This window comes from Bacillus sp. 5w2 (assembly GCF_054353775.1).
The window spans coordinates 261,007-281,699 of the sequence record NZ_JBTIWT010000004.1; the positions used below are offsets into that span (position 1 = coordinate 261,007).

General features: G+C 35.6%; 22 protein-coding genes. 13 read left to right on the top strand and 9 right to left on the bottom strand.

Annotated features, from left to right (window positions below; genetic code table 11):
• Positions 1-83: 83 nt before the first annotated feature.
• The 5 genes from zwf (at position 84) to ACXY7N_RS11175 (ending at position 6,178) form a co-directional block, all read left to right on the top strand.
• Positions 84-1,568, top strand: a complete 1,485-nt coding sequence (gene zwf, locus ACXY7N_RS11155; protein ID WP_088084027.1) for a glucose-6-phosphate dehydrogenase — start codon at positions 84-86, stop codon at positions 1,566-1,568.
• Positions 1,569-1,677: 109 nt separating this feature from the next.
• Positions 1,678-2,571 (top strand): phosphogluconate dehydrogenase (NAD(+)-dependent, decarboxylating), encoded by an 894-nt coding sequence (gnd, locus tag ACXY7N_RS11160; protein WP_016086998.1) that lies wholly within the window; start codon positions 1,678-1,680, stop codon positions 2,569-2,571.
• Between the two features lie 51 nt (positions 2,572-2,622).
• The gene (gene fsa / locus ACXY7N_RS11165; RefSeq protein ID WP_488592405.1) at positions 2,623-3,291 is read left to right on the top strand and encodes a fructose-6-phosphate aldolase; all 669 of its coding nucleotides are present in this window, start codon (positions 2,623-2,625) and stop codon (positions 3,289-3,291) included.
• 157 nt (positions 3,292-3,448) lie between these two features.
• Positions 3,449-4,990: a gluconokinase gene (gene gntK / locus ACXY7N_RS11170; protein ID WP_454497555.1), complete on the top strand. Its 1,542-nt coding sequence runs from the start codon at positions 3,449-3,451 to the stop codon at positions 4,988-4,990.
• Positions 4,991-5,110: 120 nt separating this feature from the next.
• A complete protein-coding gene (locus tag ACXY7N_RS11175) occupies positions 5,111-6,178 on the top strand; it encodes a lactonase family protein (protein WP_080117909.1) in 1,068 nt (355 codons plus the stop codon).
• Positions 6,179-6,256: 78 nt separating this feature from the next.
• Here ACXY7N_RS11175 and ACXY7N_RS11180 read toward each other — a convergent pair whose 3' ends face one another.
• Positions 6,257-6,433, bottom strand: a complete 177-nt coding sequence (locus tag ACXY7N_RS11180; protein ID WP_016087002.1) for a DUF1272 domain-containing protein — start codon at positions 6,431-6,433, stop codon at positions 6,257-6,259.
• A gap of 195 nt (positions 6,434-6,628) precedes the next feature.
• Here ACXY7N_RS11180 and ACXY7N_RS11185 point away from each other — a divergent pair, with 195 nt between their 5' ends.
• Positions 6,629-7,450, top strand: a complete 822-nt coding sequence (locus ACXY7N_RS11185) for a pentapeptide repeat-containing protein (protein WP_488592406.1) — start codon at positions 6,629-6,631, stop codon at positions 7,448-7,450.
• A gap of 45 nt (positions 7,451-7,495) precedes the next feature.
• Here ACXY7N_RS11185 and ACXY7N_RS11190 read toward each other — a convergent pair whose 3' ends face one another.
• On the bottom strand, positions 7,496-8,380 hold the full coding sequence (locus ACXY7N_RS11190) for a DMT family transporter (protein ID WP_098885350.1): 885 nt from the start codon (positions 8,378-8,380) through the stop codon (positions 7,496-7,498).
• 332 nt (positions 8,381-8,712) lie between these two features.
• Between ACXY7N_RS11190 and ACXY7N_RS11195 the strand changes: the two genes are divergently transcribed.
• A complete protein-coding gene (locus ACXY7N_RS11195; RefSeq protein WP_488592421.1) occupies positions 8,713-9,498 on the top strand; it encodes a glycosyltransferase family 2 protein in 786 nt (261 codons plus the stop codon).
• Here the strand turns inward: ACXY7N_RS11195 and ACXY7N_RS11200 are convergent.
• Genes ACXY7N_RS11200 through rfbF form a run of 4 tightly spaced genes read right to left on the bottom strand, consistent with a single transcriptional unit; the run spans position 9,467 to position 13,447 of the window.
• On the bottom strand, positions 9,467-10,390 hold the full coding sequence (locus ACXY7N_RS11200) for an NAD-dependent epimerase/dehydratase family protein (protein ID WP_116349028.1): 924 nt from the start codon (positions 10,388-10,390) through the stop codon (positions 9,467-9,469). The genes ACXY7N_RS11195 and ACXY7N_RS11200 overlap by 32 nt on opposite strands.
• Entirely contained in the window at positions 10,387-11,610 is a 1,224-nt protein-coding gene (locus tag ACXY7N_RS11205) for a class I SAM-dependent methyltransferase (protein WP_098986763.1), read from the bottom strand. Before ACXY7N_RS11205 ends, ACXY7N_RS11200 begins: the two co-directional genes overlap by 4 nt.
• A 12-nt stretch (positions 11,611-11,622) precedes the next feature.
• Positions 11,623-12,678 carry a CDP-glucose 4,6-dehydratase gene (gene rfbG / locus ACXY7N_RS11210; protein ID WP_098885353.1) on the bottom strand — a complete coding sequence of 352 codons (1,056 nt, stop codon included), beginning with the start codon at positions 12,676-12,678 and terminating at the stop codon, positions 11,623-11,625.
• 1 nt (position 12,679) lies between these two features.
• Positions 12,680-13,447 (bottom strand): glucose-1-phosphate cytidylyltransferase, encoded by a 768-nt coding sequence (gene rfbF / locus ACXY7N_RS11215; protein WP_016087009.1) that lies wholly within the window; start codon positions 13,445-13,447, stop codon positions 12,680-12,682.
• Between the two features lie 273 nt (positions 13,448-13,720).
• Here rfbF and ACXY7N_RS11220 point away from each other — a divergent pair, with 273 nt between their 5' ends.
• From ACXY7N_RS11220 to ACXY7N_RS11235, 4 genes are all read left to right on the top strand, one after another.
• Positions 13,721-14,128, top strand: a complete 408-nt coding sequence (locus ACXY7N_RS11220; RefSeq protein WP_000285637.1) for a MerR family transcriptional regulator — start codon at positions 13,721-13,723, stop codon at positions 14,126-14,128.
• A 120-nt stretch (positions 14,129-14,248) separates the two neighbouring features.
• Entirely contained in the window at positions 14,249-15,577 is a 1,329-nt protein-coding gene (locus tag ACXY7N_RS11225; RefSeq protein WP_016135021.1) for a hemolysin family protein, read from the top strand.
• Positions 15,578-15,628: 51 nt separating this feature from the next.
• On the top strand, positions 15,629-16,042 hold the full coding sequence (locus tag ACXY7N_RS11230) for an ATP synthase subunit I (RefSeq protein WP_000613585.1): 414 nt from the start codon (positions 15,629-15,631) through the stop codon (positions 16,040-16,042).
• A gap of 200 nt (positions 16,043-16,242) precedes the next feature.
• The gene (locus tag ACXY7N_RS11235; RefSeq protein WP_000938438.1) at positions 16,243-16,791 is read left to right on the top strand and encodes a DUF2179 domain-containing protein; all 549 of its coding nucleotides are present in this window, start codon (positions 16,243-16,245) and stop codon (positions 16,789-16,791) included.
• Positions 16,792-16,887: 96 nt separating this feature from the next.
• Here ACXY7N_RS11235 and ACXY7N_RS11240 read toward each other — a convergent pair whose 3' ends face one another.
• Together ACXY7N_RS11240 and ACXY7N_RS11245 are read right to left on the bottom strand one after the other, a co-directional pair.
• The gene (locus ACXY7N_RS11240; protein ID WP_016087011.1) at positions 16,888-17,115 is read right to left on the bottom strand and encodes a DUF3923 family protein; all 228 of its coding nucleotides are present in this window, start codon (positions 17,113-17,115) and stop codon (positions 16,888-16,890) included.
• A 76-nt stretch (positions 17,116-17,191) separates the two neighbouring features.
• Complete coding sequence (locus ACXY7N_RS11245) at positions 17,192-17,590, bottom strand: hypothetical protein (RefSeq protein WP_080117910.1); 399 nt, start codon at positions 17,588-17,590, stop codon at positions 17,192-17,194.
• Positions 17,591-17,862: 272 nt separating this feature from the next.
• Between ACXY7N_RS11245 and ACXY7N_RS11250 the strand changes: the two genes are divergently transcribed.
• Positions 17,863-18,777 (top strand): tetratricopeptide repeat protein, encoded by a 915-nt coding sequence (locus tag ACXY7N_RS11250; protein ID WP_488592407.1) that lies wholly within the window; start codon positions 17,863-17,865, stop codon positions 18,775-18,777.
• Between the two features lie 56 nt (positions 18,778-18,833).
• On the opposite strand, the gene ACXY7N_RS11255 is transcribed toward ACXY7N_RS11250, so the two are convergent.
• Positions 18,834-20,015 carry an MDR family MFS transporter gene (locus ACXY7N_RS11255; protein ID WP_488592408.1) on the bottom strand — a complete coding sequence of 394 codons (1,182 nt, stop codon included), beginning with the start codon at positions 20,013-20,015 and terminating at the stop codon, positions 18,834-18,836.
• Between the two features lie 112 nt (positions 20,016-20,127).
• Between ACXY7N_RS11255 and ACXY7N_RS11260 the strand changes: the two genes are divergently transcribed.
• Positions 20,128-20,670, top strand: a complete 543-nt coding sequence (locus ACXY7N_RS11260) for a CGNR zinc finger domain-containing protein (RefSeq protein ID WP_016135018.1) — start codon at positions 20,128-20,130, stop codon at positions 20,668-20,670.
• Positions 20,671-20,693: the final 23 nt, after the last annotated feature.

The following is a 20,693-nucleotide window of genomic DNA, read 5'->3' on the forward strand; positions in this document are numbered from 1 at the left end:
AGTGGATCAACAATCATAGTAGCTTCTGTACAATGCATTATTACTATAGTGACAATGACTATACATCACGAGGGGGACTAAAATTGGAATCAATGACCTTTGTTTTATTTGGAGCAACAGGGGATTTAGCTAAAAGAAAAATTTACCCCGCGCTATATAACTTATATAGAGATCAAAAGCTTCCAAAGCAAATATCCGTTATTGGGCTTGGAAGACGTGAAGTATCTCATTTAGATTTTCAAAAAAGAATAAAAGAATCCATAGAAACTTTTTCTCGTCGCAGAGAAGAAGGTACTCCGAAAATAGAAGATTTTTTAGAGTATTTTCGTTATTGTTCGTTAGATGTGAATAAGCCAGAAGATTATAAAAGATTATTACAAGTAGTTCGTGAAAGGGAAGAAGAACAAAATATACAAGGGAATAGAATGTTCTACCTTTCAGTTACTCCTGACTTCTTTGAGACAATTGCTTTAAATATTAAAGAAAGTGGACTTGATAAAACGGATGGATGGAAGCGCCTGATGATTGAAAAACCATTTGGTCATGATCTTACATCTGCTCGAGAGCTGAATGACAAGCTGAGCCGAACGTTTGAAGAAGACGAAATATACCGTATTGATCATTATTTAGGTAAACCGATGGTTCAAAATATTGAAGCACTTGAATTTGCAAATCCTGTTCTTCAATCGATTTGGAATAAAGAACATATTGCGAATGTACAAATAACAGCTAGTGAAACGGTTGGGGTAGAAGAAAGGGCAGGATATTATGATCATGCAGGAGCCATTCGCGATATGGTTCAAAATCATATGTTGCAAATATTAATGATGACTGCTATGAATCTGCCGGAAAAGATTAATGCATGTGAAATTCGTGAGGAAAAGCGAAAAGTGATGGAGACTCTTCGTAAAGTGAAAAAAGAAGACGTTCAGAACCATATCGTTCGCGGGCAATACGCTTCAGGAGAGATAAAAGGACAACAAGTTGTAGCGTATAGAGAGGAGCCAGGAGTAAACCCTTCTTCTCAAACAGACACATTTGTCGCGGCCCGCCTATGGATCGATAACCCGTTTTGGACTGGCGTTCCCTTTTATATACGAACAGGAAAAAGAATGAAAGAGAAGTCTACTCGTATTGTAATTGAATTTAAAAATACATTAAAGCAGCAATATCAAGATAGTAATCCAAATGCAGAGCCTAATTTGTTAATCATTGAAATTAGCCCAAATGAAAATGTTTCACTCCAATTAAATAGTAAAAATCCATTGAACAATGGAGAGCTTGAACCGATCCGTATTCATTTTACTTGTGAGCAAACAGGAGCGGGAATACCTGAAGCTTATGAAAGGCTCATATATGATGCTGTATGTGGAGATTCTACATTCTTTGCACATTGGAGAGAAGTTGAATTGTCATGGGAATGGGTGCAGCCACTCCTTGAAGCATTCGAGGAAAACTTGTTGCCTCTTCACGAATATGAGTCGGGTTCGTATGGTCCAGGTGCTGCTCATGCTCTATTACAAGAAAGTGAATTTAAATGGTGGTTAGATGAGGACTGGAAAAAATAAGTGCATTTTTAAATGAAGGTTTTTAAGAATGTACATATATGACAAAAGGAATTCATGATTTTAATCATATGTATTTTTAATAAAGGGTAATTTAAGGAGGAATTATATTATGCAAGTTGGATTAATTGGTTTAGGTAAAATGGGATTGAATTTAGGGAAAAATTTAATTGATCATAAACATGAAGTAGCCGCATTCGATTTAAATACGAGTGCGGTGGAAGAAATGAAAGAATACGGGGCTACAGGTGTATCTAGTTTAAGCGAACTTGTTCAATCGTTACAATCACCAAGAATTCTTTGGGTTATGGTTCCGCACGCTGTTGTTGATTCTGTTATTAGTGAGGTTACACCGCTGTTATCAAAAGGAGATATTTTGATTGAAGCTGGTAATTCACATTATAAAGAGTCTATTCGCCGATATGAGCAACTAAAGGAAGATGGTATTCACTTTATGGATGCAGGAACTTCTGGCGGAATGGAAGGGGCTCGTAATGGTGCTTGTTACATGATCGGAGGAGACCAAGAAGCTTGGGATATCGTTGAACCTATCTTCCGAGATACAGCTGTAGAAAATGGGTACTTATATGCTGGAAAAGCTGGTAGTGGTCACTTTTTAAAAATGATTCACAACGGAATTGAATATGGAATGATGGCTGCTATTGGTGAAGGATTTGAGGTTTTAGAGAAGAGTGAATTTGACTACGATTATGAAAAAGTATCAAGAGTATGGAACAACGGTTCAGTTATTCGCTCGTGGTTAATGGAATTGACTGAAAATGCATTTTCTAAAGATGCAAAACTGGATGAAATTAAGGGCGTTATGCATTCTTCTGGTGAAGGGAAATGGACAGTAGAAACAGCATTAGATCTTCAAACAGCAACTCCTGTTATCGCGATGTCTTTATTAATGCGCTACCGCTCATTAGACAATGATACGTTTACAGGAAAAGTTGTAGCAGCACTGCGCAATGAATTTGGCGGACATGCAGTAGAAAAGAAATAAACATCTTAAAATTATAATTCGTTAACATTTAAAAACTGGAGGGAATGGATCATGAAATTTTTTATTGATACTGCAAATCTTGAGGACATAAAAAAAGCATATAAACTTGGAGTTTTAGCTGGTGTTACAACGAATCCTTCATTAGTGGCAAAAGAGGGCATTAAGTTTGAAGACCGTATTGGAGAAATCTGTCAGGAAGTACCTAAAGTTGAATCTGTTTCAGCAGAGGTAACTCCAGATGCCGTTACAGCTGAAGAAATGATTGCTCAAGCAGAGGAACTGATTAAGATTAACGGCGGCGATGAAAAAGTTACAATAAAACTTCCGATGACACTAGCAGGATTAGAAGCTTGTCGCTATCTAACTGAAAAAGGTGTGAAAACGAACGTTACACTTATTTTCACTGTGAACCAAGCTCTTTTAGCTGCTCGGGCAGGTGCAACGTACGTTTCTCCATTTTTAGGTCGCTTAGATGATATTTCTGAAGATGGCGTATTATTAGTTGCTAAAATTGCTGAATTATTCGATGTTCATCAATTAGATACACAAATTATTGCGGCTTCTGTTAGACATCCAGATCATGTAACTCGTGTAGCGATGGCAGGTGCTCACATTGCAACAATTCCTTATAAAGTAATTGAACAACTTGCTATGCACCCATTAACAGACCAAGGTATTGAGAAGTTTGCTGCGGATTGGGCGAAGGCGCCTAAGTTATAATGAAGTGAGGCTTTCACTTTTTAAAATAGTATTATAGTTATGAAAAGGACCTCCTTATAAGAGTGAAGTTTGTTAAAACGTAGCTCTCATAAGGGAGCGTCTTTTTTGTATACATCAAGGTGCTCTTTTGTTATAGGAATAATTTGAAAGGGGTTACATAGTGAACTCGAAATATATGATTGGTGTAGATATTGGGACAACTAGTACAAAATCAGTTTTGTTTTCGATTGATGGATCGGTGATTGCAAGCCATGGGATTGAATATCCTTTATATTCTCCCACGCCAGAAATAGCGGAACAAGATCCAGAAGAGATTTTCCAAGCGGTGATACATACGATTAAAGAAGTTGTGCAATCAAGTAAAATAAAGCCGATTGATATTTTTTGTGTCTCTTTTAGTTCGGCAATGCATAGTGTCATTGCTGTAGACGAAGTAGGCAAGCCGTTAACGAGATGTATTACTTGGGCAGATAATAGAAGTGCAAGCTGGGCAGAGAAAATAAAGAATGATATGAATGGTCATGAAATTTATCTTCGTACTGGTACACCAATCCATCCTATGTCACCACTTTCGAAATTAGTTTGGCTTAAAAATGAGCATGCTGAATTGTTTGCAAAAAGCTATAAATTCATTTCTATTAAAGAGTATGTTTTTTATAAGTTATTTAAGGGATATGTAATTGATTATTCTATAGCATCAGCGACAGGAATGTTCAATTTGAAATCTTTGAAATGGGATGAAGAAGCCTTGCGTGTTGCAGGAATTACAGATGAAAAGCTTTCTACACTTGTTCCAACGACGCACAGTTTAATAGGGATAAATGAAGAATTTGCAAGAGAGATGAATGTACTTGTTACGACTCCTTTTGTAGTAGGAGCAAGTGACGGGGTACTATCCAATTTAGGTGTAAATGCAATAGAACCTGGAGTAGTTGCTATTACAATTGGTACGAGCGGTGCAGTGCGAGCTGTAACGAATCATCCAGTAACGGATCCGAAGGGTAGGACTTTTTGTTATGCGTTAACTGAGGATCTTTGGGTAATTGGTGGACCGGTTAATAACGGTGGAATGATTTTCAGGTGGGTTCGCGACCAATTATGTACGTTAGAAGTTGAGTATGGGAAGCACTTAGGAAAAGATCCTTATGAATTGCTTACTGAAATAGCAGCAAAAGTGAATCCGGGATCTGACGGTTTATTATTTCATCCGTATTTAGCAGGGGAAAGAGCTCCTTTATGGAATGCAAATGCGCGAGGATCTTTCTTCGGACTTGGGTTACATCATAAAAAAGAACATCTTATCCGTGCTGTTTTAGAAGGGGTAATTTATAATTTATATACCGTTCTTCTCGCTCTAAAAGAGTTAATTGGCGAACCGAAAAAAATTCAAGCGACAGGCGGTTTTGCAAGGTCGGAACTTTGGAGACAGATGATGGCGGATATTTTTCATCAAGACGTATATGTTCCGGAAAGTTTCGAAAGCTCTTGCTTAGGAGCTGCAATCCTCGGTTTATATAGTCTAGGTGAAATAGATACATTATGCGTAGTATCTGAAATGGTAGGTGCGAATTTCCACCATGAACCAAACATGGAAAGTGTGGAAAAATATAAAGATTTAACACCTATCTATATTCGTCTGTCCCGTCAATTGGAAGAAGAATATGAAAGTATAGCTGCGTACCAAAAAAAGTGGGTTTAAAGGCTATTTAACAAGAAAATATGGTAACGTATAAAGAGGTACTCAAATTTTTTAGGATACTCTTTCAATATAAAATATTTTAAGAAGTAAGATGAACGAAAAATATAGGGAGAGAGGGTTATGAAAATGAATGATAACAAAGAGTTTATTGGATATGTTGGAACGTACACGAAAGAAAACAGTGAAGGAATATATAAGTTTACTTTAGATACGGAAGCAAAAAAAATTAGTAATGTAGCACTTGCGGCCAAGCTGGATAACCCTACATATGTAACGATTAGCCGAAATAATCAAAATCTCTATTCTGTTGTAAAAGAAGGCGAATCTGGTGGTGTAGCTGCTTATTCGATTGACAGTTATACTGGAGAGCTAAAGGAACAAAACAGACAAGTAATAGAAGGGGCTTCTCCTTGTCATATTAGTGTGGATAGTGGAAATCATACGGTAGTTACAGCGAATTACCATAAAGGAACGATTGAGTCTTTTGTAGTAAATGAGGAAAATGGAACTGTAAATGCTGCCACATCTATTATGGGACATGAAGGTTCAGGTCCAAATAAAGAAAGACAGGAAAAACCACATGCACATTACGCGGGATATACTCCTGATGAAAAATATGTGGTGGGTGTTGATTTAGGGATAGATAAATTAATAACGTATGAAATAAAAGATAGTACATTAACAGAAGTGAATAGTTTATCTGTAAATCCAGGAAGTGGTCCGAGGCATATTGCTTTTCACCCGAACGGAAAGTACGCTTATGTGATGACTGAACTTAGTTCGGAAGTTATTGTGTTAACGTATCATCCGGAAGAAGGGTCCTTTACAGAGTTGCAGTATATTTCTACTGTTCCGCAAGAATTTGATGGAAATAGTCAAGGAAGTGCTATTCACATTTCTTCTGATGGCCGCTTTGTGTATGTAGGTAATCGTGGTCATAATACTATTGCTGTTTTCAGTGTGGAACAAAATTCAGGCCAGCTTACATTTGTTGAACATACATCTACAGAAGGAAATTGGCCAAGAGACTTTGTATTAGATCCTACTGAAAAGTTCCTTGTTGCTACAAATGAAAAGTCACATAATCTTGTACTATTTTCAAGAAGTGAATCTACAGGTAAGTTAACACTTTTACAATCTGATGTCGTTGTACCAGAGCCTGTTTGTGTTAAATTTTTAAATATTTAAGTTGTGTTCGATGTATTTGAAAAATCGTTGATATAATTTCATAAGTCTAAAAAAAGCAAAGCGATATCGCTTTGCTTTTTATTGTTTCTTTTTCGGTCTACGTACTAACTCGCCGCCGCAGTTTGGGCAAACGTTTTGTCTTTCTTCTGTACACGGTGCGCAAAATGTACATTCATACACGCAAATGTAAGCTTCAGAATCTTGCCCCAGTGATTGATCGCAAATTTGACAGTTTGTTTTCATTTCCAGTGCCATAGTAAGTCTCCTTTTAGTTTGAAAATTTATAATTTAATTATAATTTATTAAATAGAAATAGTCCTTTTCAATTGAAAGGAAATCGAATGATAAAGTTATGAATTGAAATGAAAGATACTCGTTTATTTTTAAATTGATTATTTCATGCAGTTAGAATATTATGAAATAGTCAAAAGACAACAGGGGGTATACATTTTGACTAATTATAACGATCATTTAAAAGCAAACTGTGAAAAATGCTTCGGTCTATGTTGCGTGGCGTTACCGTTCGCAGCATCAGTAGATTTTGCAGTGAATAAAGATGGTGGTAAACCATGTTCTAATTTACAGTCAGATTATAAATGTAGCATACATAAAGATCTTAGAGGAAAAGGTTATAAAGGTTGTACAGTATTTGAGTGTTTCGGCGCTGGACAGAAGATTTCTCAAGTTACATTTAACGGGATTGATTGGCGGAAAGATGCTAAGCATGCAAGAGAAATGTATGATGCTTTTCCAGTTATGCATCAGCTTCATGAAATGCTTTGGTATTTGAATGAGGCTATTCTATTAAAGGCAACGCAGCCAATTCATAAAGAACTAAATAAAGCAATTGAAGAGACTGAGCGCCTTTCGAATTTAACTGCGGACGAGTTAATGAAAGTAAATATCCCGTTACACCGTGCAGAAGTAAATGTTTTACTTTTAGAAACGAGTGAGCTAGTTTGGAAGGAAATGAATGCTGCGCGTAAGAAGCGAATCATTCACCGCGGAGCAGACTTTATGGGAGCAAATCTGAAAAAGAAAAATTTACAAGGGGCGAATTTAAGAGGAGCGTATTTAATTGCGGCTAATTTAAATGGCGCAGACTTACGTGGAGCAGATCTCATTGGAGCAGATTTGCGGGATGCAGATATTCGTGGGGCCGATTTTACAAATAGTATTTTTCTGACGCAAGTTCAAGTTAATGCGGCGAGAGGGGACAAACATACGAAATTACCGAAATTATTGTCCCGTCCATCGCATTGGAGTGCGTAAAGAGTGGATAAAAACAGGCAGAGATTCTTAATCTCTGCCTGTTTTTCATTTCTTTTCAAAAGTAGTAATGAAAACACTACATATAATAAGGATACCACCAATAAAAAAGTTACTATTTAATGTCTCATTTAATAAGAGCCAACCAAGCAACGATCCAACGATAGGTTGGAAGAAGAAAAATAAAGAGCCGATGCTAGCGTCCATTAATTCTAATCCTTTATTCCAAAGGAAAAAGGCACCTGCCGTTGAGACGATTCCTAAATAAAGTACGCCTAATACTACATACAGGTTCATATGTTCAATAGGGCTAGATTGGAATTCCCATATCATAAAAGGTGTAATAAAAAAGAGTGAAAAGAATATGGCGTACGTTGTAATCACTAAAGATGAAAATCGAGCTGAAGCAATTTTTACATAAATAGATAGTAAAGCCCACGTAATAGCGGCCCCAACTAATATGATTGTACCGATAAAATAGGAGCCAATTTCAATATCCCATCCGATTACGATAATGACACCGATTGTCGCTATGATAGTAGATAACAGTCTACTAGCGGTTAGTTTTTCTTTTAAAATGATCGCTGCAAATATAACCATAAATGCAGGTGTAGCTGATGTTACTAAAGAGCCAGTATGAGCGTCGGATAATTTTGTTCCGATAAATTGACAAGTGATCGAAATGAAATATCCGATAAATCCAATCCAAGCGAATAATAGCCAATCTTTTTTACGAATGGTTACTTTTTTCTTTTGCTTTTTCTCAGTTATTTTTAAAATCATATACAAAACAACAAAAGCAATGATAAAGCGTAGCCAAACGAGTGTAAGTGGTGGGATAAAGTCGAGTACATATTTGCTAACAACGTACATACCGCCCCATATACTAGCTGCTAGTGATAAGCATATAGCTCCTAAAATGGTTTGTTTCATTTGAAGTACCTCCGTCTATTTTTAGGGTATTATGAGTTCCCTAAGACGAGGCAAAGTGTATGTGCTATATGAATGCCCGTCTTAGGTTATAGACGGCCTACAGGTTGATCGTTTTCGAATGAAGTGTTGTAGTACATGCGTGCATTCCTCCTTCTTAATTTTATAATGATATTATAACTTAATTTTCAGTTTATTGGGATGTTTCTTTAGAAAATGGAAATGGTGGTTGTCTAAGCAAGCATACTATATGGTAGAAAAACATATTTTTAAAATAAAAGAAACCAATTACATACTTGATAAGTATAGTAAGAGTAGGATGAAAAAGTAGATTAATAGAGAAAGAGGAGGAGATTGTTATAACTACAACCGTTATTTCTCATTTTTATAACGAAGAATATTTATTACCTTGGTGGCTTGCTCATCATACGAAACTGTTTGATCATGGCATTTTAATTAATAAAGGTTCAACAGATCGTTCGGTTGAAATTTGTAAAAAATTCGCACCACACTGGGAAGTACGAGATTCTGCAAATCCAGAGTTTGATGCATTTGCGACAGATCATGAAGTGATGAGGGTAGAACAAGAAGTACAAGGATGGAAAATGATTTTAAATACGACCGAGTTTCTTTGTGTGCAAGATAAAAACCACTTTTGGAAATCACTAAATGAATTGGGGGGGAGGATGTATTGGCTGGAAGGGCTTATTATGGTTGATGATCCTAACTACAATTATCCGGACCTTAACTTTGGACTACCTTTAATAAAACAGCGATTTCACGGTTATTTACCAGAAGATTGGTCGTTGTGGAGAAGAGGTAGATTTATTCATAATCATGAACACGGAAGTTATACGGTTGGAAGACATTTATCTGCGCATGAATCTATGATTTATCCGCCTCTTGCTTGTATATTATGGTTTGGGTTTAGCCCGTGGAACGATGCGATGAGAAACAGAAAGTTACAAATTGGTCCGACTCTTTCTGAAGCTAGTAAGCATGGGGGAATGGGGACACATCATATTATTACACCGGAAAAACTAGAAGAATGGTATAAGGATTTAGCGAGAGGAACGAAGGATTTACGTTTTAGTAATGCATATCGTTATGTTTTTGTATAAATGATTCCCACCATAAAATTGTTTCTTCGATTCCTGTATTTAGATCGTATGTTGGTTTCCAGTTTACTTCAGTTTTTAAACGTTCTACATTAACGCTGACGAATAAAGGTTCATCTTTAGAGAAAGGGATTGCACCTAGTTTAATTAAATGTTCTTTTCCTATCTTTTTAGCAATGATAGAAGCTAATTCTTTAATTTGTACAGATTGACCAGAAGCGATATTGACTGTGCCTGTAACGCCATGTTCTAATACTGTTACGAGAGCATTAGCGACGTCGCCCACATGGAGGAAATCTCTTGATTGTTTTCCATGTGTACATAGTGCTTCCTCATTTTTTAATAAGGAAGTGATAATGTTAGAAACGAGCCGATTCCCTTGTTCGTGAGGGCCATACATATGAAAAATGCGGCCCCAACACATGCTGAGACCGGTTTGCTCGGCGTACGTTTGTAGCCAGGAGTGCAGTGCGTTTTTACATAATGAATACGGGGTTTTATAGGAAAGAAGCGGTGAATCTTCAAATAATACGCCGTTAAACCATTCATATTCTGCGCCAGTACCTGCAACGACGACTCGCTTTCCACCACATGTTGTGAAGTGTTGGATCAATGAGATACTGGATGTAAGCCAATAGTAATTATGAATAGATACATAACACGCTGGTGGTACTGCTTCCCAAGCTAAATGAATGAGATGACTAGGTTTCATGTCGTAAATGAGTTTTTTTATTTCTTCATCGTAAAGTAAGTTTACTTTATGCCAATGGCAAGAAAGGTGAGAAGGCTTATTTGTATTGTAAGTGGCGTGCACTTCATAGCCCTTTTGAATAAGAGAATGTACAACATATTTACCAATCCATCCACTACCGCCTGTTACAAGGATTTTTTTCATGGCTCAATTACCTCAACTTCTGGTATTGTTACTAAAAATTTGCCGCCCCATTCACGAATGAAAGAGCATTCTTTCATAATTTCATCTTTCAAATTCCAAGGAAGTATGAGAATGTAATCAGGTTTTGTACGTTTAATTTCTTCTGGGGATTGTATTGGAATGCGGGTTCCTGGTAGAAGGAGGTTTTGTTTGTGAGGGTTTTTATCTACTGTATAAGCTAGAAACTCTTTTCCTATCCCGCAATAATTTAAAAGGGTGTTTCCTTTAGCTGGAGCACCGTAACCGATAATTTGTTTGTTTAAAGCTTTTGCTTCGATAAAAAACTTTAAAATATTTATTTTCAATTGTTCTATGCGTTTAGAAAAAAGGAGATAGCAATCTAATGTATCTAGCCCGTGAACTACTTCTTTTTGGATTAATTTTGTAACATTGGAATGGATAGTAAATGAGTCACTATGATGGTTTATAAAAATCCGCAATGAACCACCATGCGTTGAAAGTTCTTCAACATCGACAATTTGTAAATGATGATGAGCTAAAATTTTTTGAAGACTTATAAGTGAAAAATAGGAGAAGTGCTCATGGTAAATCGTATCAAACTGATTAAAGGATATGAGGTTTAATAAGTGCGGGAATTCAATTGTTATTGTGCCATCTTGTTTTAATAACGTTTTTAAACCGGCGACAAAATCATGCAAGTTCGGGACATGTGCTAATACGTTATTTGCGACGATTAAATCTGCTTGCGGTAATTTTTTTGCTAAGTCGTTGCTGAAAAAATCTACTTGAGTAGGAATTCCTTTTTGGATAGCGCTTTCTGCTACATTTTTTGCTGGTTCAATTCCTAACGTTTCGATATTTTCTTTTTGAAAGTATTGTAATAAGTACCCGTCGTTACTCGCAATTTCAATCACCCTTGAATGATTCGTTAAGTGGAAGCGTTTAATCGCCATTTCTACATATTGCTTAGCGTGCAGTAGCCAGCTTGATGAGTAAGAACTGAAGTATAAATAGTCATGGAAAATATTGTGCGGAGATTCAAATTCATCTAATTGTACAAGTAAACAAGAGTTACAAACAAACGTGTGCAATGGATAAAATGGTTCCATTTTATATGAATGTTCTGGAGCTACAAATGAGTTAGCGAGAGGAGAAACACCTAAATCTAAAAAAGTATTTGTAAGTAATGAGTGGCAAAAACGGCATTTTTTCTGTTCCATTTTTAAGCCCCCTTATAAATTTTTGAATGCATCGATTTGTTGTCGCGTGACAGATTCCATATTTTCACCGGATGCATATTTTTTGTACCAATCAACAGTCCAAGCGATAGAATGATCTGTTGATAACTTAGGAGTCCAACCGAGTTTATTTACTGCTTTAGTACTATCGAGTGTTAAAATAGGTGATTCATAAGGGGTATTTGTATGAGGAGAAATGATTGTTAGTGGTTGATTCCATAATTTTATTATAGATTGGATGACATCATGAACGGTTCTGTTCGCTTCATTTATCGGGCCGAAATTCCACGCTGCTGCAAATTTGGCGTCTTTCCATAGCTTCTCAGCTAAAAGAATATATCCATGTAAAGGGTCTAATACGTGTTGCCACGGACGAATAGCGCTTTTGTTTCTAATATTTAATGTATTATCTTGTAAATATGCACGAATGATATCCGGGAATAATCGGTCTTTTGCCCAATCACCACCGCCGATGACGTTACCTGCTCTTACTGAGGCAAGTTTAAGTGTGTTAGTGCGGAAGAATGATTTTTGATAGGATGTTGCAACTAGTTCAGCACAAGCCTTACTAGCACTATAAGGATCGAAACCTCCTAGCCGGTCGCTTTCCACGAATGCCCGGTTACCGCTCCCGTCATTTTCATAACATTTATCACTTGTAATATTAATGATGCCACGTATACTTTCTATATGTTTAGCCGCTTCTAATACGTGAACAGTGCCTAAAACATTCGTTTTAAATGTTTCGATAGGATTTTTATATGAAGTGGTGACGATTGGCTGGGCTGCTAAATGAAATAGTATGTCAGGGTTATGTTGTTTCAGGGCCTGGAATAAAGAATCGTAATCTGTAATGTCGCCATTAATTGTCATACACTCTTTTGCTACGTTACCTTGTTCAAAAAGGTTAGGAATGGATGGGGGATGAGAAGAATAGCCGAATACCTCTGCACCTAAAGAAGTTAAGAAAAGGGTGAGCCATGAGCCCTTAAAGCCAGTATGTCCTGTAATAAATACTTTTTTCTTATTCCAAAAAGATGATGAAGCCATATTACCAAACCTTCCACGGAGCGTTATTACTTTCCCATAGCTCGACTAATTTATTTTTATCGCGCAATGTATCCATTGGATGCCAAAAGCCAGTATGTTGATATGCTGCTAGTTCATTTTTGTTTACTAACTGAACTAAAGTGTCTGTTTCAAAAACAGACTTATCTCCACTAATGTAATTGAAAACATCAGGATTTAAAATGAAAAAGCCACCGTTAACCCATCCACCATCACCTAATGGCTTCTCTTGAAAGGATGTTACAGACTGTTTATCTAATACGAGAGAACCAAATCTACCAGGAGGTTGTACGGCTGTAACAGTTGCCATTTTGCCGTGTTTTTTATGAAATGCAATGAGTTCGTTTATATTTACATTGCTTAATCCATCGCCGTAAGTGAGGCAGAAAGGTTCATCTCCAACATAATTTTGAATCTTTTTTACTCGTCCACCCGTTTCGGTATTTACACCAGTATCGATTAGTGTAACTTTCCACGGTTCTACACGATGAGAATGGCTAGTAATTGTATTATCGCTTAAATGTATTGTGAAATCGGACATGTGTAAGTTGTAATTTAGAAAGAATTCTTTAATTGCATATCCTTTATAGCCTAAGCAAATAATAAACTCAGTAATCCCATAATGGCTATACAAACTCATAATGTGCCATAGAATAGGTTTTGTTCCAATTTCAATCATAGGTTTTGGTTTTAAATGCGTTTCTTCCCCAATCCTTGTTCCGTATCCACCTGCAAGAATAACAGCTTTCATTTTTTCCTCCTAATTAAAAAGAATTTGATATCGATGTTATTATGATATGTACTTAAATTAGAAAGGAACGGGCAATTTCATAGTTATATTTTGTTCGTTTTGTTTTTTGAATTTTAGTATTTTATTATATAGTTAAATTAATAGGCTTGATCATAAAAGATAAGACGATAAATTTTGTATAAATTATGAATAATAAACCGTCACGTTTGACTGTACAGTTTATGTATTGTATGATGGTAGTAATATAAACAAGGGGGGAAGATCGTTGGGAAGGTGTATCGAATCGGACAGTTGGCTCTCATGGCTCACGTGTCGAAACGAACGATTGATTATTATACGAATCTAGGAATCTTAAAAGCGGAGCGATCTCAATCTAATTATCGTTATTACGATGAAACAGCATTTGAGACATTACAATTTATTGAGAAGTGCAAAGAAATGCATATGCCGCTTTGTGAGATTAAAGAGAAAATCGAGGAGAAGAAGAAGCTGCTCGGTATCAATGAACACGTTTCGAAACAAGTGAATGAAGTGACAGACCATATTCATCGATTAGAAGCAGAGTTAACGGAGTTAAAGCCGCTTTTAGATGGATTGACTGATTCACAACGTGAAAAAATATCGAAATCTTTATCTGGTCAAACGACAGCTTTAATACAGACACTTGCTCTATTATTATAGAAAAAGTGAAATCCGACCTCTTTAATTTTTGTATCGGGCTATGTTTTCTAATAAACAAATAAGAAAACATTATAGTATACAGGAGGTGGACACCTTAGTTTTTTAAACTAAGGGGATTCATTGGAAATATTTAATTTAGTCATGGTTGCGATTTTAATCGCATTTACTGGATTTTTCGTAGCAGCAGAGTTTGCGATTGTAAAGGTACGTTCAAGTCGTATTGATCAGCTTGTTGCGGAAGGGAAACGCGGTGCTTTAGCAGCGAAAAAGGTAACAACAAATTTAGATGAATATTTATCTGCTTGTCAATTAGGTATTACAGTTACAGCTATGGGATTAGGTTGGTTAGGTGAACCGACAATTGAAAAGTTATTACACCCGTTATTTGAGAAATGGAACATAAATCCTTCTATCTCATCAGTATTAACATTTGGTCTTGCTTTTATGCTAATGACGTATTTACACGTTGTAGTAGGGGAATTAGCTCCGAAAACGATGGCAATTCAAAAGGCTGAACAAGTAACGTTGTTATTGGCAGGTCCGTTAATGATGTTCTATAAAGTCATGTATCCATTTATTTGGGTATTAAACGGTTCAGCTCGTGTTGTAACTGGCTTATTCGGTTTGAAACCAGCTTCAGAACATGAAGTAGCTCATACAGAGGAAGAATTACGCCTTATCCTTTCAGATAGCTATGAAAGTGGCGAAATTAATCAGGCTGAATACAAGTATGTAAATAACATTTTTGAATTTGATAATCGTATTGCAAAAGAGATTATGGTACCGCGAACAGAAATCATTGGTTTCTACCTGGAAGATTCAGTAGAAGAACACATGAAAGTAATCCAAAATGAACGATACACACGTTATCCGATTTTTGGAGAAGATAAAGATGATATTATCGGTATGGTCAATGTAAAAGATTTCTTTATTCGATATATGAACAACGATAAAGAAGATTTATCATCGATTCGCACGTATATGCGTCCGATTATTGAAGTGATGGAAACGACTCCAATTCACGATTTATTACTTCAAATGCAGAAGAAGCGAATTCCGATGGCTGTTTTATATGATGAGTACGGAGGAACAGCAGGGATTGTAACGCTTGAAGACATCTTGGAGGAAATCGTCGGCGAAATCCGTGACGAATATGATGAAGATGAAGCACCACCAATTCAGCATGTGAATGAGCACCATAAAATCGTTGATGGAAAAGTGCTTATCTCAGAAGTAAAAGATTTGTTTGGATTACACATTGAAGAAGACGATGTGGATACAATCGGTGGCTGGATTATGATGCAAAATCATGAAATTGAAGAAGGACAATACGTTGAAGCGGAAGGCTATGCATTTAAAGTGCTAGAAAAAGATGCTTACCAAATTAAACGTGTTGAAATTCGTAAGATGGAGCAAGAACAAGAAGAAGAGAAAGCAGCAACTGTGTAAGTTGCTGCTTTTCTTCTGAAATACAAAAATGCAAAATTAGGAGCGGATATTTTGATTCAAGCAGCCTTACGTGTATATCGATTACAATTGTATGTGATCTTTAGTGGTTTACTACTTATGTGGACGATTACTCCGTTTGGAAAACAAGTAACAGGATTTGGTATCGGATTAGCTGTAAGTGCATATTGTCTTTGGTTATTAGCTCGTAGAGTGGAGAAACTAGGGAAAAGTATCGTAATGAAGGAAAAGGCTCCAGGATTAGGGGTTTTAAACCGATTTGCAGCTGCCATTTTAGGAGCTATCATCATGTATGAAATTGAGCATGAAATGGAAATGTGGGCATTTGGTACAGGCATTTTAGGTGGTCACTTTTTAATGATTGCGAATTTAGCTTATGCAAATATGCAGTTAGTGAAAGAAGAAGAGAAGCAAAGGGAACATGCTTCAAAAAACATAGAGCTATGATGAAAGGGACCTAATGGGGTTCCTTTTTTGAGTTTAAGCGAGTTAATGAAAGGAATTAAATTTACGACAAATATAATACGCTTCTTTTTTGCGTTTTTCAATAGTATGAAAAATAATGTAAAAAAATTTAAAAACCCATCGATTTCTAAAGGTTATGTATGTTATTATGACAAAAGACTTTTTGAAAGAGGTGGATACCAATGTTACAAGCGTTACTTATTTTTGTGCTTCAAATTATTTACGTTCCAATTTTGACAATCCGTACGATTTTGCTTGTAAAGAACCAAACAAGATCCGCTGCTGGTGTTGGATTGTTAGAAGGAGCTATTTACATTGTCAGTTTAGGTATTGTGTTTCAAGATTTATCAAATTGGATGAACATCGTTGCCTATGTCATTGGCTTTAGTGCGGGACTATTATTAGGCGGTTATATAGAGAATAAATTAGCAATTGGTTATATTACGTATCAAGTTAGTTTACTAGACCGTTGTAATGAATTAGTAGATGAATTGCGTCACTCTGGATTTGGCGTTACAGTGTTTGAAGGCGAAGGTATTAATTCTATACGTTATCGCTTAGATATCGTTGCAAAGCGTTCTAGAGAAAAAGAACTGTTAGAAATTATTAATGAAATTGCACCGAAAGCCTTTATGTCTTCTTATGAAATCCGTTCATTTAAAGGTGGATATTTAACGAAGGCGATGAAGAAAAGAGCGTTAATGAAGAAGAAAGATGAACATGCATCGTAAGGAAAAGGGAGTAGTGCAGCTGTAAAAGCATGTCATAATCCCTATATAAAAAAGAGAGGAATCTACATTAAAATAGATTCCTCTCTTTTTTATGGATTATTTTTTTCTACTCTTTCTCAGATTAACAATTAACCATACAAATTGAATAATTAGTGGTAATATAAATGCAATTAATAAAACGATAAAGGCAATTAATTTCAGCTCAAGTGTTTGAGTAACACCGGTCCCATCAACCTCTCTTAGCCAAATGATAGCTGTCAATATCCCGAACGTTATAATCCAAAATATGTTACCAATCCACCAATAAATCCATCTTCTTTTCATGCTAGCACCCCTTACATTTACCCTCTGTTAAAAGTGAATTTTCCTTCGTTACATTTATAATGAAATACCTATAAAATTAATTTTTTTTAACTGTATATCTAACTTGTTTAAAGGTTACCATGTCTCCATCTTGAGTATCATCTTTCGTTTGCAAAAGTTGGACTTTTGGTTTGTAATCTGTCCTATGAGCGTGCTCGATATCTTTAATGTTAACTTTGTAGGATTCACCATTCTTTATTTTTTGTGCCAATACTTTTTTATTGGCAACATAAATAAAAGTTACTTTATTTTCATCAATACCTTCAGTCTTAATTTCTAATTCATTATCTTTTGTTGTAATCGTTGGTGTTAATAATTCCATACTGCCTTTCCCGGTTTCTAAAGAATTTTCTGCTATAGTTGAACATCCGGATAATGTGATTCCGGTGAATAGAAGAAAAGCTAATTTCTTTTTCATAACATCCCTCGATTTCAAGTGATTTTTGGCATTGCTAGACTGCTAGTGAGGTACGCAAATGTTTAGTTAGCACTCCATTTAATTGTACCATAATATGTAAATTGAAACAGGCTGTATATCAAATCTAAGGGAAATTAAGAAGTTTATTTATTGTTGTACATTCGTGTGTTTTAGCTTCTATTTCAATCGAAATGTAGACAAGAGAAAGAAATTTTTGTAGAAATTACAATTTTTACATTTTACAATAATGATAGGGAATAGAGGAATTCATTCACTTCGGAGGTAGTTACTTGAACATTAACGAGAAGGCAATTGAACTGTTTGAACAAAATGAATATGAGGAAGCAATGGAACTGTTTCAACAAGCAGTACATGAATCTAGAGACGTACAATCGCTCAATAATCTTGCTTGGATGTACTTTTACGAGGAAGAAAATGACGATAAAGCTCTGGAATTAATAAAAGAAGTTGTTAAGTTGAATCCTTCCTCATACTTCCCTTATAACATTTTAGGGGACATTTACATAAAACAAGAAAAGTGGACAGAAGCGAAAGAAGTATTACAAAAGTCTATTTCGATTCAACCATCCGATGAAGCATATCACAATGTAGCTGTAGCGCATTATAACCTTGGAGAGCTGGAAGAAGCTTCGAAATTTTTCTTGCGAGTTGCAGGGGATTCGGACTATATCATGTATTGCTATGTAAAATGTTTAATTGATTTAGAGCGAACGACAGAAGCGAAAGAGAAGTTAGATGCTTTTAACAGGAAATCTGATGATTTTTTAGGAAAAGTTAATATAGCAGATTTATATGTTGAGTTGAATTGCTATAACGAAGCAATTGAATGGTTCGAAAAGGGATACAAAGAAGTTTGGAAAAGTCCTAACTGGATTAGTAGGTTTGTGTATGCTCTATATAAAGCTAATAATTTCTCCCGTATAAATGAAGTTATACGGGAATCTATCGAAGCGAAGACAGCAGAAATAGAAGATGTCCAGAATGAAGAAGTAGAAGAAAACTGGACGGAAAACGATAAGAAAGAGTTAATTGAGGAATATACAGAAGAGAATAATTGTTATAAAAAAATGATAGAACGTATCAAATCTGGATATGTTCCAGAGTTAGAATTTGAAACGGATTATATAGGGGCTTGCTATTTATTTGGTTGTAAAAGACATAATCATCTTGAATATGAAGAATAAAAAAATTCGACTGTCACATATGACGGTCGAATCTTTTTCATTATAGGTCGCTTGTATTACATAGGTATATATCCATCCTCTTTAGAGTCTCCTTTTTTAATATTTAAAATATGTAGTGAAATAAAACCAATAAGCCCTATTCCGCCAAAAATAAGCCATGGTGTATACATTCCGTTTAAGTTGGATGTAAAAGATGTACCGGTATAATTACCGATGATAAAACCAAATGCGAGTGATAGTTGATAAAATCCGAAGTAAGTAGCTGTATATGATTCATTACTGTAATTTGAAATAGCGATATCAGCGTTAGGTAATACGAGTGTTTCACCGATTGTAAATAAAATTACACAAATAAATAGCCAATATGGGTGTTGAAATAAAGGAATGAGTAAAAAGGAAATACTCATTAATAAAACACCATATTTAATAATCGAAAGTGTGTTGTATTTGTGAAATAGTTTTCGGAATAATACCATAAATATGACGCCTGTTATTGCATTTATCGTAATAACTAATGTAGCGAGTTGGTTGCTATTACTAATGTTTTTCATATGAAGTGGAAGTGCGACAGTAAGCTGAGTAAACATAATATAGAAGGAAATCATGATAAATGAAAACAGAAGGAAAGACTTGTTTTGTAAGATGGCCTGTATTCCTAATGTAATAGACGTGTTTTCAGTAGTGACTTGGAAGTGATTTTTAAGTAAGTAAAAGATAAAAGCGAATAACAGCATAAGAGATCCTGTTAGAGAGAAAGCATAAATTGGATCGAGTAAAAGTAAGAACCCTCCTGCAATTGGTCCGATTATTGCACCGCAATTAAAACTAAGGTTTAAATGTGTAAATAAATTTTTTCTCATATGAGCTGGTTGTGAGCCGAATATGGCACGAGCAGCAGGTTCGTAAAATGCAGTTCCGAAGCCAATAAGTGCAGAAGAAATAGAAATTGTATAGAAATCAGAACATATTCCTAAAGCGATAAATCCGATTCCTCTTAAAAATAATCCGGCTATCATCATAATGATATAGCCGATTTTGTCAGCAATTAATCCTGAAAATAATGGGATAACTCTTGATGTGATTGTCATAATCGTCAACACTGTTCCTACTTGAACAGCTGAAAAATGGAGAAAGGTTAATAGATAAATAGCTAAAAATGCGTATACTGCAAAATATCCAAAAGACATAAAAAATGAAGAAATAAGCATGAAACGTATCGGTATTGAGAAACTTTTCATAAAACTCCTCCTAATATTGTAACCAGTAAAATATTTTGATGGTTAACTGTTTTATATTATAATTATACATAAAGTCAGAAAAAAGTAAATTTTAAGAAGAAGGTGAATGGAATTGAATCAGAACGCACCAAATGAACTAGAATATATTCGGGAATTTTTAAATACATGGAAAGTACCAAACGATACGAGAGAGCCAATTGATTTGCTGCAAACAGAAGAAGATATAAAGCTCTTTATGAAAGAATATTTTCATGAAGAGCTCCCTTTTCATACGATAGAGGAATTAAAAGGTTTTCGAGAAGATATTCGGGTGGCAATTGAAGGCGAAGGATCGTTGCAAAAATGGTTAGAGAAATACCCATTTCATGTACAGGTAAAGGAAGATATGAAAGGTATTACATATAGGCCTGTGCACGAAGAGAATGTATATACAAAAGTTTTAAGCATTGTGTTAATGTCAATTCAAGAAAATTTGTGGGGAAGGTTAAAAGCATGTCCAGATTGTCGGTGGGTATTTTATGATCATTCGCGAAATGGAAGCAAAAGATGGTGTGGTATGTATGCTGGAGAAGAAGGAGGAAGAGCGTGCGGAACGATTGCGAAAGTGAAAAATTACCGGGCGAAGAGAAAAGGGAGATCGGGTTATGATGTGTAATTAATATTAGGGGAAGAAAATAG

Bases quoted from the DNA above. Each gene is read 5' to 3' on its own strand.
- ACXY7N_RS11235 (WP_000938438.1), top strand. From the start codon at position 16,243: ATGTTACAAGCGTTACTTATTTTTGTGCTTCAAATTATTTACGTTCCA.
- ACXY7N_RS11255 (WP_488592408.1), bottom strand. From the start codon at position 20,015: ATGAAAAGTTTCTCAATACCGATACGTTTCATGCTTATTTCTTCATTT.
- ACXY7N_RS11180 (WP_016087002.1), bottom strand. From the start codon at position 6,433: ATGGCACTGGAAATGAAAACAAACTGTCAAATTTGCGATCAATCACTG.
- ACXY7N_RS11205 (WP_098986763.1), bottom strand. From the start codon at position 11,610: ATGGAACAGAAAAAATGCCGTTTTTGCCACTCATTACTTACAAATACT.
- ACXY7N_RS11200 (WP_116349028.1), bottom strand. From the start codon at position 10,390: ATGAAAAAAATCCTTGTAACAGGCGGTAGTGGATGGATTGGTAAATAT.
- ACXY7N_RS11175 (WP_080117909.1), top strand. From the start codon at position 5,111: ATGAAAATGAATGATAACAAAGAGTTTATTGGATATGTTGGAACGTAC.
- fsa (WP_488592405.1), top strand. From the start codon at position 2,623: ATGAAATTTTTTATTGATACTGCAAATCTTGAGGACATAAAAAAAGCA.
- rfbF (WP_016087009.1), bottom strand. From the start codon at position 13,447: ATGAAAGCTGTTATTCTTGCAGGTGGATACGGAACAAGGATTGGGGAA.
- ACXY7N_RS11240 (WP_016087011.1), bottom strand. From the start codon at position 17,115: ATGAAAAGAAGATGGATTTATTGGTGGATTGGTAACATATTTTGGATT.
- rfbG (WP_098885353.1), bottom strand. From the start codon at position 12,678: ATGGCTTCATCATCTTTTTGGAATAAGAAAAAAGTATTTATTACAGGA.
- ACXY7N_RS11190 (WP_098885350.1), bottom strand. From the start codon at position 8,380: ATGAAACAAACCATTTTAGGAGCTATATGCTTATCACTAGCAGCTAGT.
- gnd (WP_016086998.1), top strand. From the start codon at position 1,678: ATGCAAGTTGGATTAATTGGTTTAGGTAAAATGGGATTGAATTTAGGG.